The sequence below is a fragment of the Burkholderia sp. MSMB1459WGS genome, from assembly GCF_001534535.1.
Lineage (GTDB): Bacteria > Pseudomonadota > Gammaproteobacteria > Burkholderiales > Burkholderiaceae > Burkholderia.
In genome coordinates this window covers 1-14,245 of sequence record NZ_LPMU01000063.1, presented here as the reverse complement: position 1 = coordinate 14,245, position 14,245 = coordinate 1, and the positions used below count along the sequence as shown (strand labels likewise).

The following is a 14,245-nucleotide window of genomic DNA, read 5'->3' as shown; positions in this document are numbered from 1 at the left end:
GAGCCGAGCGCAATGCTGCCGTCCACCTTCGAGATCGCGTTCGGGCCGATCGCGACGCTGTCGACGCCCACCGCCTGACTGTCCGGTGCGGTCGAATTCGCATGGAAGTACTTGATGCCGTGCGCGTTGATGTTGTCGATCGCCGAGCCGACGTTGTTGTTGATCGTCGTGGAACCGTCGCTGTTGTACGTCACGTACGACGGCGCCGAGATCGCGCCGGTGGTCGGATCGTAGGTGGCGCCGCCGCCAATCGCGCCGGCCGTGCTGTTGCCGAGGTTCGTGTTGTTGTTCGCGATCGAGCTCAGGCCCGTCGACAGCGAACTGATCCCGGTCGACGTGGCGGTCGACAGCGAGGTCAGGTTGCTGTTCGTCGAGCTCAGGCCGGTGGAGAGCGAACCGACGATCGTCGAGGTCGACGTGGACAGCGACGTGATCGAACTATTGGTCGAGCTCAAGCCGGTGGACAGCGAGCCGACGACGGTCGACGTCGACGTGGACAGCGACGTCAGGTTGCTGTTGGTCGAGCTCAAGCCGGTGGACAACGAGCCGACGACGGTCGACGTCGACGTGGACAGCGACGTCAGGTTGCTGTTCGTCGCGCTCAGGCCGGTGGACAGCGAGCTGATGCCCGTCGAGGTCGACGTGGACAACGATGTCACCGTGCTGTTGGTCGAACTGAGGCCAGTGGACAGCGAACTGATACCCGTCGAGGTCGACGTGGACAACGACGTCACCGTGCTGTTGGTCGAGCTCAGGCCGGTGGACAGCGAACCGACGACCGTCGAGGTCGACGTGGACAACGACGTCACCGCGCTATTGGTCGAACTGAGGCCAGTGGACAGCGAACCGATGCCCGTGGACGTCGACGTGGACAGCGACGCGATCGAACTATTGGCCGACGACAGACCCGTCGATGTGGAAGTCGACAGCGACGTCACCGTGCTGTCGGTCGAGCTCAGCCCTGTGGACAACGAACCGATACCCGTCGAGGTCGACGTGGACAGCGACGCGATCGAACTATTGGCTGACGACAGGCCCGTCGACGTGGACGTCGACAGCGACGTGACCGTGCTGTCGGTCGAGCTCAGGCCGGTCGATAGGGAACCGATGCCGGTCGACGTCGAAGTCGACAACGACGTCACCGTGCTGTTGGTCGAGCTGAGACCGGTGGACAGCGAACTGATGCCGGTCGACGTCGAAGTCGACAACGACGTCACCGCGCTATTGGTCGAACTAAGGCCCGTCGACAACGACGAAACCCCGGTCGACAGCGACGTGATGCTCGACGCCGTCGACGTGGACAGCGAATCGAGTGCCGTGTTCGTCGCCGCGAGTTGCGACCCGTTGATCGCGTCCGTGCTCGACGAATCGATGCGCCCGGCCGCGACGTTGGTGATCTGGCGCTCGCTGCCCGCTTTGCCGACGCTGACGACGCTGGTCGGGTTGATGCCGTTGAAGTTGTACGTGACGCCGCCGATGACCGCGCTGGCCGTCGGATTCGGCGCGGCCGTCGTCGATCCCGAGCCGAGCGCGACATCGTTTGCGTTGTTGGCCACGGCCGATGCGCCGAACGCGACCGCCCCCGCCGCCGCTGCCGTCGACGTATTGCCGAGCGCCAGCGAACCCGTGCCCTGCGCGTTGTTGGTATTGCCGATCGCCACCGCGCCGTCGCCGTTCGCGGTGTTGTTCGAACCCATCGTGACCGCGCCGGTGCCGATCGCGCTGCTCGGATCGCCGATCGCGACCGCGCCGTTGCCGCTCACGGTCTGGCCGAAGCCGAGCGCGACGGCGCCCGTGCCGCCAAGCACCTTCGACGCGTTGCCGCCTGCGATCGAACCCGCACCGGCGGTTGCGGCGACCGAGTTGGAATCGCCGATCGCGACGGTCGAGCCGGCAGCCGCGACGCTGTTGATGCCGATCGCCGTCGCATTCGTCGCCGACGCCGTCGCCCCGGGCCCCAGCGCGCTGGAGGAAACGCCGGTCGCCAGCGCCAGATTGCCGAGCGCGGTCGCGAACTGCTGCGTCGCGGTCGCCTGCACGCCCGTCGCGATCGAACTGAGACCCGACGCATTGGCGTTCAGGCCGAATGCCAGCGCATTGTCCGCGCCGGCACTCGTGTTCGAGCCCATCGCGATCGAGCTCGTGCCGAGCGACTGCGTGCCCGAGCCGGGCACGCCCGCGGTACCGCCCCAGCCGATCGCAATCGACGAGGTGCCCTTCGCGCCGCTGTTGACGCCCATCGCGACGCCGGAATTACCGGTCGCCAGCGCCCCGCTGCCGACGGCCACGCCTGCCGCGCCCGAACTGGTCGCCTGGTTGCCGAGTGCGACCGAGCCCGTGTCCGTGGCATGCGACGCATAGCCGAGCGAGACGCTCTGCGCGCCCGCCGCACTGGCACCGAGCCCCATTGCCGCCGCGTACTGGCCGGACGCCAGCGCGTTGTTGCCCAACCCGACGGCGGAAACGCCGGTCGCCGCGGCGCCGCTGCCCATCGCGACCGCGCCGCTTTGGGTCGCGCTCGACAGGTTGCCGATCGCGACCGCATAGGGACCCGAGCCGATCGCCTGCACGCCCATCGCCACGCTGTTGACACCGTTCGCTTGCGAGTTGATGCCGACGGCCGTCGAACCGTCGGCCATCGCATGCGCACCCGGGCCGAGCGCCGTGGCCGACAAGCCCTGCGCCGTCGACAGGTTGCCCACCGCGGTGGAATTCTGTTGCGCGGCGGTCGAACCGAGGCCGATCGAGATCGCCGTCACGCCGCCCGACGCGGTACCGCCATCCGGTGCGTACTGCGCATGTGCGCCTGCATGGAACAACGCGAGATACGCGGACGCCATCAGCATGGCCAGCCGTCGCGGTGAAGGCATGCCCGCGCGCGTCGAGCCGCCTGCGCTCGCGGCATGCGCCGCCGTGCGCCGCGACGACGCCACACGCTTGCCGCGTGCCCGGTCAAGCTCCGAAGCCGCAACCCAGGCTCCCAATGCTTCGTTCCAGATCGACTTGAACGACTTGTTCATCTTGTGTTCCCTCGGTTCTCATGTGCTGGATGACGCAACGGCGAACGCGGCGTCAGGCGAAACGCGGACCCTCTCCGCTTTCGTCTGTTTCGCGATGCCCCGCTTCTCACTTCGCATTACTAATAAAAACTACGAACAGCGTTGCCCGACACGCTCGACACCCATCGCGAGTGCACGATCGATTCGCCGCGCATGCCCGTTGGCACGATGCGCGATGGCGATCGCCGGTTATCGATTCACGGAAGTCGACATCGCCTGCCCGGCGGCGACATGGCGCACGACGCGTCGCGAATCCGCACGCGCGCACCCCGTCGCACCCGCCGAAGGGCGACTTCGAATCTCATTCGGAAAAGCGTCGCTCGGACGCGGAACGGACGGACGCCGGCCCGCATCGCGGGCGGCCTGTCGTCTTTCATTCAGGCGGCGAAAGGCGCCATCCTGTCCCCGGGTTTGCGGCATGCGCCGCCGGATCGCTGACGCTGACAGCCGGCACCGGATCGATCGACCCGACACCCCGACCTGCCATGCTTGTCGTATTCATGTTTTTCGTATCCGCCTGATTCGATAGAGCACCACGCGCGGCCTCCGGATCGATCAGACGCCCGGCGGCGCACGCGAAGTCACTCACCCCTTTCCGTCCGGCCGGCAACGGTTTTTTTCCGGATTTCCGGAAAAAACCGCCACTCGCCGAACGACCCCGGCATCGAATTAATCGATCGAATTTGCCTGACGATTTTCCTCGCCCGATGCCTCACCAACCAGCCCCATCTCGTCATTTCACGGCGCATCTTGTATATCTAAAAATTCCGCGAATTATGACGCCTTCATTACCCTCGTGCCCGTTATTCTTTTGTAACCACCTTCTCATTATCCGGGAATACCATTATTCAATGTGACATTGGATATTGGCTGCCCGAAGATGCAGCGGCGACCGCCATTTCGATGGCAGCAGGAAGCGTCCAAAGAACCGATTCCAGCCGCGCTGGGGCTAGTGTGCCGACATTTGTCCAAACAAACCTTTTCCGTAGCGGAAAAATACTTTTCCGTAGCGGACAGCATTTACATTCATACATATTTGCAGGAAATCCGATTTTTCCGTAAACATGAATACCCACCGGCATTACGTCGAATTCAGTCGAGCGACAATGAATCGGATAATTCGATTTACGCGGCCTCCAGCGAATTTCGACACCGCAAGCGTCAATTCATCAGACGGGCCATTTTCACCCATGAAATCATTAAACCGGAAATAACGACCGTAATTTTACGAATAGATTCGGCACATTTTTCCGATTCATTTTCCGGGAAAGCGGGCCACACCGCCACGCCCCTGCGATGCCCATGCGACAAGCCCACACGCGCCGCACGGAATCCCACCTTCGACGCTGTTGTCGACATATAATTTTTTGCAACAATCGTACAGATTGCGATGCCTCCGACCTGACAGGCCACTCCCCTTCCACCGCGTTCGCAACCATGTCATCCCGCTTGTCCAGTTCGGCGTCGCCACGCACCACGCCGGATCTCGCCGGCGCCCATGTTCTCATCGTCGACGACCGCCCGAACGACCTGCGGCTCCTGACCGAAATCCTGCGCACCGCGCAGTGCCGGATCAGCGTCGCGTTCGACGGGCTGCAGGCCTATCATCGTGCGCAGGCCATCGCGCCCGATCTGATCCTGATGGACGTCCGCATGCCGCGCATGGACGGTTTCGCCGCGAGCCGGCTGCTGGCGTCCACCCCGTCGACGCAATCCATTCCGGTGATCATCCTGACGGCCGCCGGCGATCTCGAGGATCGCATCGCGGGGCTCGAAACGGGGGCGATCGACTACATCGTCAAGCCGTTCGAACCGGCGGAAGTCATCGCGCGAATCCGCAATCACCTGAAGCGCGTGCGACGCAGCCAGCCATTCGCGCACCTGCCCGAATTGCCCGACAACCGCGACGCGGCGCTCGTGCGCGCGGCAAGCGACGTGCTGCTGCGCGACCTGCGCCATCCGCCGGCCCTCGAGGATCTCGCGAAGCAGGTCGGCACGCACGAAAAACGGCTGTCGCGCGCGTTCCGCGACCATCTCGGCCAGACCGTATTCGAGTACCTGCGCGACACGCGGCTGCGCGCCGCGATGCATTTCCTGTCGGAAACGTCGATGGGGATCGGCGACATCGCCGAGGAAATCGGCTTTTCCACCCCCGGCAATTTCGCGACGGCGTTCCGCGAACGCTTCGGCATCACGCCGTCCGACTGGCGGCGCCAGCGCCACGCGGTCGACGCGCCGGCCGCACCGGGGGGGCGCCACGGCGATGCGTAGGCACTGCGCGGCATGGGCGGCGGGATGTTGCACGTTGCTCCTGCTTCTGGCGGCGCTGGCCGTCTCGTGCGCGACGGCGAGCGCCGCAACGACACCGAATCCTGCACAACTCGAAGCCGTATCGGTTTTCGAAGACGCCGGCACGACGCTGTCCGTCGACGAGGTCGCCGCCCGGCTCGCCGAGCCGTCGCGTCACGCAGCCGCCACGGCCCGCACTGCATTCAACGTGACGTTTTCGCGCTCGGCCTGGTGGGTCCGCGCGACGCTGATCAACCGCGACGGCGACACGGGCCCGCTGGTGCTGGCGATTCGCGATGCGCGCGTCGACCGGGCTGACTTCTACGTCGGCCGGCACGGCCAATGGATGCTCGAGCGCAGCTTCCCGACCGATCGCGGCGACGCGCGCGACGCGCCGTCGCGCTACCCGACCCTCGAGGTCACGCTGCGCGCGGGCGAACAGCTTCCCGTGCTGATCCGCATCACGTCGCGCAAGGAAATGCGCCTTGCGCCGGTCGCGTTCACCCGCGACGCGTGGATCGCGCAGGAGTTGCATGCGTCGATGTGGAACTTCGGATTCTTCGGCGGGCTGCTCGCGCTCGTCTGGTGCGCGCTGCTGATCGGCTTTTTCTCGCGCAGCGGGGTGTTCCACGTGCTGGCCACACTGGCCCTCAACACCGCGCTGTTCGAAGCGGCATACCGCGGCTATCTCGCGATGCTCCTGTCGCCCGGCGCGCGCGAGTGGTCGACGCGCGGCGAAACGATCTTCGCGTATCTGTCGGTCGCCTGCTTCATCGTCTTCATCCTGATGGTCGCGCATCGCGAGAAGGCGAAGATGCCGATGCGCGCGGTGTACGTGGTGTTTCTCGCGCTCGAATGCGCGGGGATAGCCGGTGCGGCGTTCGGCGATCTGGCGACCTTCGCGTGGTTCTGCCTGTGGCTGAACACCGTGCTCGCGATCGTGAACATCAGCCTGGCGTTGATGCTCGCGATCCGGCGCACGCCGACGGCCCGCGTGATGCTGATCGCGGTCGCGTTCGCGACGTTCAACATGCTGATCCGCATGCTCGACGGCCGCGATGCATTGCCGCCCGTGCTGTCGTGGATCCGGTCCGACGTCTATCCGAACCCCGTCATCGCGATCATCGGGCTCGCGACGCACCTGCTGGTGCTGGCCGCGTGGATTCACCACGTGGGCCGTCAGCGCACCGAGGCACGCAAGCGGCTCGAACACTGGCAGCTCACCGAGCAGGATCGGCTGCGCGACGAGGTCGCGCGGCGCACGGTTGCGCTCAACGATGCGTTGCAGCAGTCGAAAACGCACATGCAGCAGAAGATCGAGACGCTCGGCTACGTCAGCCACGATCTGCGCGCGCCGCTGTCGACGATCAACGGCTACGCGAAGCTGCTGCTGCAAGGCGCGACGCGTAGCCAGGCGCGGCTGATCCGGTCGATCGACCGCAGCATCCGCTACCAGCTCGCGCTGATCGACGAATTGCTCGCGTTCACGAAGGCCGAACTCCAGCCGCTCGGCGTCGCGCCCGACCGCACCGACCTGCCGGGGCTGCTGGACGACATCGGCCACTACGCGCTCGCGCTGTGTTCGCAGCAGGACAACCGGTTCGTCTATCAGCCGGTCACGCCGTTGCCGCGCACGGTGCTGATCGACGGCATCCGGCTGCAACAGGTGCTGCTGAACCTGCTGTCCAACGCATCGAAATTCACGCGCAACGGCACGGTCACGCTGTCGGTTCACGCGTCGCGCGAAGGCGATGCATGGCGCCTGCTGTTCGAGGTCGCCGATACGGGCATCGGCATCGACATCACCGCAACCACCGACATCTTCCGCGCGTACCAGCAGGTGCAGGCGGTGAACGGCGGCACCGGGCTCGGCCTGTTCATCGCGCAGCGCATCGTCGCCGTGATGGGCGGCGAGCTGTCCGTCGCGAGCCAGCCGGGAAGCGGCACGACGTTCTCGTTCGCCGTCGACGCGCCAGCCCTCGGTCATGCGCTCGTGCCGGTGTCGGGGCTCGTCAGGCGGTTTCACCCCGCCGACGAAGCAGAACCGGCCAGCGCCGCGCCCGCGATGCGCAGCCCGCCCGCCGACGCGCTCGCCGAGCTGATCGCGCTCGCCGGCGAAGGCCGGCTGACCGATATCGAGGAATGGCTCGGCCAGTATGCGGACGAGCCGGACCATGCGCCGTTCGTGCAGGAAATGCGCGAGCACCTCGATGCGCTGGACCTGCACGCGATCGAAAAACTGGCCGGCTCGCTGAAACGCATGCGCGTCGCCGATACGCCGTTCGACACCGAGGCGGACGCGGCCGGCACGGCCTGACGGCGCCGCGCACATCGTTCCGCCGCACGTCCCGCTACGAGCGCCGCATCGTCGATACCAGCGCGATGTCTTCTTCGGGTGGCGCCGGCCGCGCGGGGGCGGCGTGCGTCGGCCGCTGCGCGCCGAGCCCCGTGCCGCCGGTGCGGCGCCGCGCCGCGTGCCGCTCGATGACCCGCTGCAGCACGCAGAACACGCACAGCAGCGCGCCGATCACGATCCGCGTCCACCAGGAACTCAGCGTGCCGTCGAACGTGATCAGCACCTGGATCGTGCCGAGGATGCCGACCCCGAACACCGAGCCGATCACGTAGCCCACGCCGCCCGTCAGCAGCGTACCGCCGATCACGGTCGCGGCGATCGCGTCGAGCTCCATTCCCTGCGCCTGCAGCCCGTAGCCCGACAGCACGTACAGCGTGAACACCACGCCGCCGAGGGCCGAACAGAAGCCGCTCAGCGCGTAGACGCCGATCTTCGTGCGCGCGACCGGCAAGCCCATCAGCAGCGCCGAGCGTTCGTTGCCGCCGACCGCATAGACGTTGCGGCCGAAGCGCGTGAAATGCGCGACGTAGATCGCGACGGCCAGCGTCGCAAGCGCGATCAGCGCACCGGCGCTCAGCGTGCCGCCGCCGACCGGCACGCTGATGCCCGCAATCGCATGGAACGCCGGCTCGTTGATCGTGATCGACTGCGTCGTGATCAGGAAGCACGCGCCGCGCGCGAGAAACATTCCGGCGAGCGTGACGATGAACGGCTGCAACCGAAAATAGTGGATCAGCGCGCCCATCGCCGCGCCGTACAGCGCGCCGAACGCGAGCGCGAGCGGCACGATCGCCCACACGGGCCAGTGCAGCCGTTCGGCGCCGACCGCGCAGAAGATCGTTGTCAGCGCAACGACCGAGCCGACCGACAGGTCGATGCCGCCCGACACGATCACGAACGTCATCCCAATCGCGACGATCAGCAGGAAGGCATTGTCGACGAGCAGCCCGGTCAGCACCTGCATCGAGAAAAAGCCCGTGTACATCACGGATCCGAAGCTGAACAGCGCGACGAACAGCACGATCGTCACGACGATCGGCAGCGTGCGCGGATCGGCGAGCCGGCCAAGGAAACGGTTCATCGCGGCGTTGCTCCGGTGGTGGTGGCGCGCGATCGCGCGGAAGGCAGCAGCCGCGACGCGTGCCGGACGAGCAGCGCACGCGCCGCGTCCGACTGGATCAGCGTCACGACGATCACGACGACCGCCTTGACGACGAGCGTCGCCTCCGGCGGCACGCCGATCGAATAGGTCGTGTAGGTGAGCGTCTGGATGATCAGCGCGCCGAGCACCGAGCCGGCGAGACTGAAGCGGCCGCCGAGCAGCGACGTGCCGCCGAGCGTGACCGCGAGGATCGCGTCGAGTTCGAGCAGCAGCCCCGCGTTATTGCCGTCGGCGCTGCGCACGTTCGAGCTCGCGAGGATGCCCGCAAGCGCCGACATCACGCCCGAGCATAGATACACGCCGAACACGACCGCGCCCGAGCGCAACCCGACGAGCCGCGTCGCGACCGGGTTCACGCCGATCGCGCGAATGAACAGCCCGAGCGCCGTGCGGTTCACCAGCAGCGCGGTCGCGCCGATCGTCGCGAGCGCGATCCATACCGCGCACGGCACGGTCGCGAGATAGCCGCCGCCGAGCGCGAGGTAGCCCGGCGCGCCGATCGGGATGATCTGGCCGCCCGTCAGTAGTTGCGCGACGCCGCGCCCGGCCACCATCAGGATCAGCGTCGCGATGATCGGCTGCATCCCGACGAACGCGACGAGCAGCCCGTTCCACGCACCGGCCAGCAGCCCGACGCCGAGCGCGGCGGCCAGCGCCGCGCCGACCCGCGACGGGTCCGCCTCGAGCACGGTCGCGGCCGCCGCGCCGGCGATCGCGACGATCGCGCCGACCGAGATGTCGATCCCGCGCGTCGCGATCACGAGCGTCATCCCGAGCGACACGATCACGAGCGGCGCCGCGCGGTTCAGGATGTCGATCGGCGCGCCGAACAGATGGCCGTCGAGCAGCGCGATGGACAGGAAGCCGGGACGATGCGCGACGTCCAGCGCGAACAGCAGCGCGAGCGTCAGCACCGGCCACGCGAGCGAATGACGAAACAGCATGCGTAGCCACGTCATGACTGGCCTCCCGCGATCAACCGGTAAACCTGCTCTTCGGATGCGTCGGCGCCGGTCAGCTCTGCGACCTTGCGCCGGTCGCGCAGCACCGCGATCCGGTGGCTCACGCGCACGACCTCGCCGATCTCCGACGAGATGAACAGGATCGCGAGCCCCTGCGCGCACAGCGCGAGCACGCGCTCCATGATGTCGAACTTCGCGGCGACGTCGATGCCGCGCGTCGGCTCGTCGAGAATCAGCAGCTTCGGGTCCGTCGCGAGCCAGCGCGCGAGCAGCACCTTCTGCTGGTTGCCGCCCGACAGCAGCCCGATCGGCTGCTCCGCGTCGCGCGCCTTGATGCCGAGCCGGGCGATATACGTGTCGGCGATCTCGCGCTGCCGTGCCCGGCCGATCAGCCGCCACCAGCCGCGCCGCGCCTGCAGCGCGAGGACGATGTTCTCGCGGATCGACAGCGCGGCGACGATGCCCTCCTTCTTGCGGTCTTCCGGGCAATACGCGATGCCGTTGCGCACCGCATCGTGCGGCGACGCGAGCCGCTTGCGCGCGCCGTCGATCTCGATCGCGCCGGTATCCGGGCGCGCCGCGGCGAACGCCAGCTGCGCCGTTTCGGTGCGGCCCGAGCCGAGCAGCCCGGCCAGCCCGACGATCTCGCCGGGGCGCACGTCGAGATCGAGCGCGCTCATCATCCCGCGCCGGCCGACCCGCTGCATCGACAGGAACGGCGCGGCGGCCGCGGCGGTACGCTCGACCGCCGCGGCGCCGGCCTGCAGCGTGTCGGACATGCGCTCGCGGCCGGTCATCTTCGCGACCAGCGCGTCGACCGGCAGGTCGCGCGCAAGGTACTCGCCTTCGCGCTCGCCGTTGCGCATCACGGTGATCCGGTCGGACACCGCATAGGTCTGCTCGAGAAAATGCGTGACGAACAGGATCGCGATGCCCGACGCCTTCAGCCGGCGCAACACGTCGAACAGCCGCGTAACCTCGCCGTCATCGAGGCTCGAGGTCGGCTCGTCGAGAATCAGCACGCGAGCGTCGACCGACACCGCACGCGCGATCGCAACCATCTGCTGCACCGCGATCGGATACGCGTCGAGCGAGCGCGTGACGTCGAGCGACAGGTCGAGTTCGGCGAGCGCCGCCCGCGCGCGCGCATGGATCGTGTTCCAGTCGATCGCGCCGCGCCGCATCGGCTGCCGGCCCGCGAAGATGTTCTCGGCGACCGACAGGTTCGCGCACAGGTTCACTTCCTGATACAGCGTCTGAATGCCGGCCGCCTCGGCCTCGCGCGGCGCGGCAAAGCGCACGGGCCGGCCGCCGACGCGAATCTCGCCCGCATCGTGCGCATGCACGCCGGTGAGCACGTTGATCAGCGTCGACTTGCCCGCGCCGTTCTGGCCCATCAGCGCGTGGATCTCGCCCGGAAACAGCCGGAAGTCCACGCGCTGCAGCGCGCTGACGCCCGGAAACGACTTGTCGATGCCGATCATCTCGACCACCGGCGCACTCTCCATGCATCCTCCGTCGAAGCGTCGCCGGACGGTGGCCGTCAGGCCGCCGCCCGTGCGCACAGGTCAGTACTTCCGGGTCGGCAGCACCTGCGCCGCGACGTTCATCGGGAACACCGTCTCGTTGGTCACGATACGCTTGGGCAACTGCTTGCCGGCGACGACGTCCTTCACCGCGCTCATCAGTTGCGGGCCGAGCAGCGGGCTGCATTCGACGTCGACGTTGATCTTGCCCGCGATCATCGCCTGGAAGCCGCCCTTGGTCGCGTCGAACGACACGACGCTCACGTCCTTGCCGGGCTTGATCCCGGCCTCTTCCATCGCCTGGATCGCGCCGAGCGCCATGTCGTCGTTGTGCGCGTAGACGACGTTGATCTGCTTGCCATAGGTCTTCGCGAACGCTTCCATCACCTGCTTGCCGCCGGCGAGCGTGAAGTCGCCGCTCTGCGACGCGATCACCTTGAATTTCGGGTTGTTCTTGATCACTTCGAGCAGGCCTGCGCGGCGATCGTTGGCCGGCGCGGAGCCGACCGTGCCCTGCAGCTCGACGATGTTGATCGGGCCCGCGTCGTTCTTGTAACGCTCTTCCATCCAGTGGCCGGCGCGCCGCCCTTCCTCGAGGAAGTCGGAGCCGATCATCGTCACGTACAGCGACGGGTCCTTCACGTCGACCGCGCGGTCGGTCAGGATCACCGGAATATGCGCGGCCTTCGCCTCGGTCAGCACGGGCTCCCAGCCCGATTCGACGACTGGCGAGAATGCGATCACGTCGACCTTCTGCGCGATGAACGAGCGGATCGCGCGAATCTGGTTCTCCTGCTTCTGCTGCGCGTCGGAAAACTTCAGGTTGATGCCGGCGTCCTTCGCCGCGCTCTTCACCGACACGGTGTTCGCGGTGCGCCATGCGCTTTCGGCGCCGACCTGCGAGAACCCGAGCGTGATCGGCTTTTGCTGCGCGTGCGCGCCGGTGGCCAACGCCGCCGTCGCCGCGACGATCGCGGTGGCCGCCAGCTTCCTGATGAATGTCATGGTCCGTCTCCGATGATGTCGTTGTGTGCCGCGGCGCTGTTGTGTTTCTGCGTGGCGCTGGCGCGGATCGGGCTGTGCCGACCGGTGTGTCCGGTCGGCGCGGTATACGAGCCCCGCATCAGTCTAGGAACAAGTCCGATAACCTTCCAATGAAATATTGGATTGAGGCGATGCCGGAATCGACATACGTATAAACACCTAACCCACCGGATCGGCCGTGCGGCACGGCGCACGGTTCTTGCTCGCCGCAATGGCGGTTCGCACCCCATGCCAGGCTCCCGCCCATCACGCGAACCCAAAGGAGACGAGCATGATCGCCGCCCGTGAGCGCGGGTCGCCGCGCACCGACGTCGCCGCCGGCCGGCGCCTCGCGACATGAAGCAGCCCGCTTCGAGCGCTATCGCGGCACTGCGCCATGTCGACGACCGTCGCCCCGGCTACACGCGCCGGCGGCTTCGCCACGGCTTTGCGTATTACGGGCCGGACGGTGCGCGGGTTCGCGATCCCGACGAAATCGCCCGCATCGACGCGCTTGCGATTCCGCCCGCGTACACCGACGTCTGGATTTGCATGGATCCGCTCGGCCATCTGCAGGCAACGGGCCGCGACGCGCGCGGCCGCAAGCAGTATCGTTATCACCCGCAGTGGCGCGCGACCCGCGATGCGAACAAGTACGCGCGGATGGCCGCGTTCGCGCGGGCGCTGCCGCGCATCCGCGCGCGCGTCGCGCGCGATCTGGCGTTGCCGGGCATGCCGCGCGACAAGGTCGTGGCGACGATCGTCCGCTTGCTCGACACGACGCTCGCGCGGATCGGCAACGCGGAATATGCGCGCGAAAACGGCTCGTACGGGCTGACGACGCTGCGCAAGCGCCATCTGAAGATCCAGCCTGGCCAGGTGCGGCTGCGCTTCGCCGGCAAGAGCGGGATCGAGCACGACGTGACGGTCGACGACGCGCGGGTCGCGCACATCGTGCGGCGTTGCGCGGAACTGCCCGGTCACGAGTTGTTCCAGTATGTGGACGACGACGGCGCACGCCATCCGGTCGGGTCGTCCGACGTGAACGACTACCTGCGCGAGGCCGGCGGCGCCGATTTCACCGCAAAGGACTACCGGACCTGGGCCGGCAGCGTGCACGCGCTCGCATTGCTGCGGCGCGTGGAGCACCGCGGTGTCACGCATGCCCGCAAGCAGATCGTCGAGACCGTGCGCGCGGTGGCCGACCTGCTGCGCAACACGCCGGCCGTGTGCCGGCGCTGCTACATCCACCCGGCCGTGCTCGACGCATTCGAGGCGGGCACGCTCGCCGCGCTCTCGGTCCGGCGTACGCCGCGTGGCCTGCGGGCGGATGAAGCAGCGTTCGTCGCATTGCTGGTATCCGCGCGCCGGCGAATGGCGAAATGAATGGCGAGATGACCATCCACGCCGCGCCTCCGCCCGGCGGGGCGCCATTGGCGCCGCTCCCCCGGGCGTGTCGTTTACCACCGGTTTCCGGGCGCATGACCGATAGCCGCTCGCGCCCGTTTCTCTAAACTGGTTCGCACAACACACCTGCCCGGTGTCGTCCGCCGCGCGCGTCACGCCACCGGCATCGAGGCATCCCCGAGACATCCGCCTTCGCTGTCCGTCGGTCCGCACGACCTCGCCGCATTCCCGCCGGCCGGTTGCCAAGGCAATTCCAGGAGAGTTCATTGAGCCCGTCGCAAGCGCACCCCGCGAAAGCCCGGCCTTCGCGCAAGTCCGTCAAGCTGGACGACATCACGATCGTCGACCCTGCCGTCCTCAAGCGCGCGGTCGGCGCGATGGCGTTCGGCAATGCGATGGAATGGTTCGACTTCGGCGTCTACAGCTATATCGCCGTCACGCTCGGCAAGGTGTTCTTCCCG

The 14,245-nt window shown here is 67.2% G+C and carries 10 protein-coding genes and 1 pseudogene; 5 read left to right on the top strand and 6 right to left on the bottom strand.

Annotated elements, in window-relative coordinates:
• Positions 1 to 3,020 (bottom strand): ESPR-type extended signal peptide-containing protein (locus tag WT97_RS34315; protein ID WP_060354594.1); only part of this gene is annotated, 3,020 nt, incomplete at its 3' end.
• A gap of 141 nt (positions 3,021 to 3,161) precedes the next feature.
• Here WT97_RS34315 and WT97_RS33455 point away from each other — a divergent pair.
• A complete protein-coding gene (locus WT97_RS33455; RefSeq protein ID WP_257128553.1) occupies positions 3,162 to 3,497 on the top strand; it encodes a hypothetical protein in 336 nt (111 codons plus the stop codon).
• Between the two features lie 723 nt (positions 3,498 to 4,220).
• Here WT97_RS33455 and WT97_RS34310 read toward each other — a convergent pair.
• Complete coding sequence (locus WT97_RS34310; RefSeq protein ID WP_156440322.1) at positions 4,221 to 4,472, bottom strand: hypothetical protein; 252 nt, start codon at positions 4,470 to 4,472, stop codon at positions 4,221 to 4,223.
• Positions 4,473 to 4,496: 24 nt separating this feature from the next.
• Between WT97_RS34310 and WT97_RS24730 the strand changes: the two genes are divergently transcribed.
• Together WT97_RS24730 and WT97_RS24725 are read left to right on the top strand one after the other, a co-directional pair.
• Positions 4,497 to 5,330, top strand: a complete 834-nt coding sequence (locus tag WT97_RS24730) for a response regulator (protein WP_059506342.1) — start codon at positions 4,497 to 4,499, stop codon at positions 5,328 to 5,330.
• Positions 5,323 to 7,665, top strand: coding sequence for a sensor histidine kinase (locus tag WT97_RS24725; RefSeq protein WP_060354593.1), 2,343 nt, complete (start codon positions 5,323 to 5,325; stop codon positions 7,663 to 7,665). Before WT97_RS24730 ends, WT97_RS24725 begins: the two co-directional genes overlap by 8 nt.
• Before the next feature lie 34 nt (positions 7,666 to 7,699).
• Here WT97_RS24725 and yjfF read toward each other — a convergent pair whose 3' ends face one another.
• Genes yjfF through WT97_RS24705 form a run of 4 tightly spaced genes read right to left on the bottom strand, consistent with a single transcriptional unit; the run spans position 7,700 to position 12,359 of the window.
• Positions 7,700 to 8,785 (bottom strand): galactofuranose ABC transporter, permease protein YjfF, encoded by a 1,086-nt coding sequence (yjfF, locus tag WT97_RS24720; RefSeq protein ID WP_060354592.1) that lies wholly within the window; start codon positions 8,783 to 8,785, stop codon positions 7,700 to 7,702.
• Complete coding sequence (locus WT97_RS24715; RefSeq protein ID WP_060354591.1) at positions 8,782 to 9,825, bottom strand: ABC transporter permease; 1,044 nt, start codon at positions 9,823 to 9,825, stop codon at positions 8,782 to 8,784. The genes yjfF and WT97_RS24715 overlap by 4 nt, the downstream gene beginning before the upstream one ends.
• On the bottom strand, positions 9,822 to 11,336 hold the full coding sequence (locus tag WT97_RS24710) for a sugar ABC transporter ATP-binding protein (protein ID WP_060354590.1): 1,515 nt from the start codon (positions 11,334 to 11,336) through the stop codon (positions 9,822 to 9,824). The genes WT97_RS24715 and WT97_RS24710 overlap by 4 nt, the downstream gene beginning before the upstream one ends.
• A 60-nt stretch (positions 11,337 to 11,396) precedes the next feature.
• Positions 11,397 to 12,359, bottom strand: a complete 963-nt coding sequence (locus WT97_RS24705; RefSeq protein ID WP_059506329.1) for an ABC transporter substrate-binding protein — start codon at positions 12,357 to 12,359, stop codon at positions 11,397 to 11,399.
• A gap of 375 nt (positions 12,360 to 12,734) precedes the next feature.
• On the opposite strand from WT97_RS24705, the gene WT97_RS24700 reads away from it, so the two are divergent.
• A complete protein-coding gene (locus WT97_RS24700; protein ID WP_060354589.1) occupies positions 12,735 to 13,763 on the top strand; it encodes a DNA topoisomerase IB in 1,029 nt (342 codons plus the stop codon).
• Positions 13,764 to 14,050: 287 nt separating this feature from the next.
• Positions 14,051 to 14,245 (top strand): annotated as a pseudogene (locus tag WT97_RS24695) (MFS transporter); the annotation flags it as partial.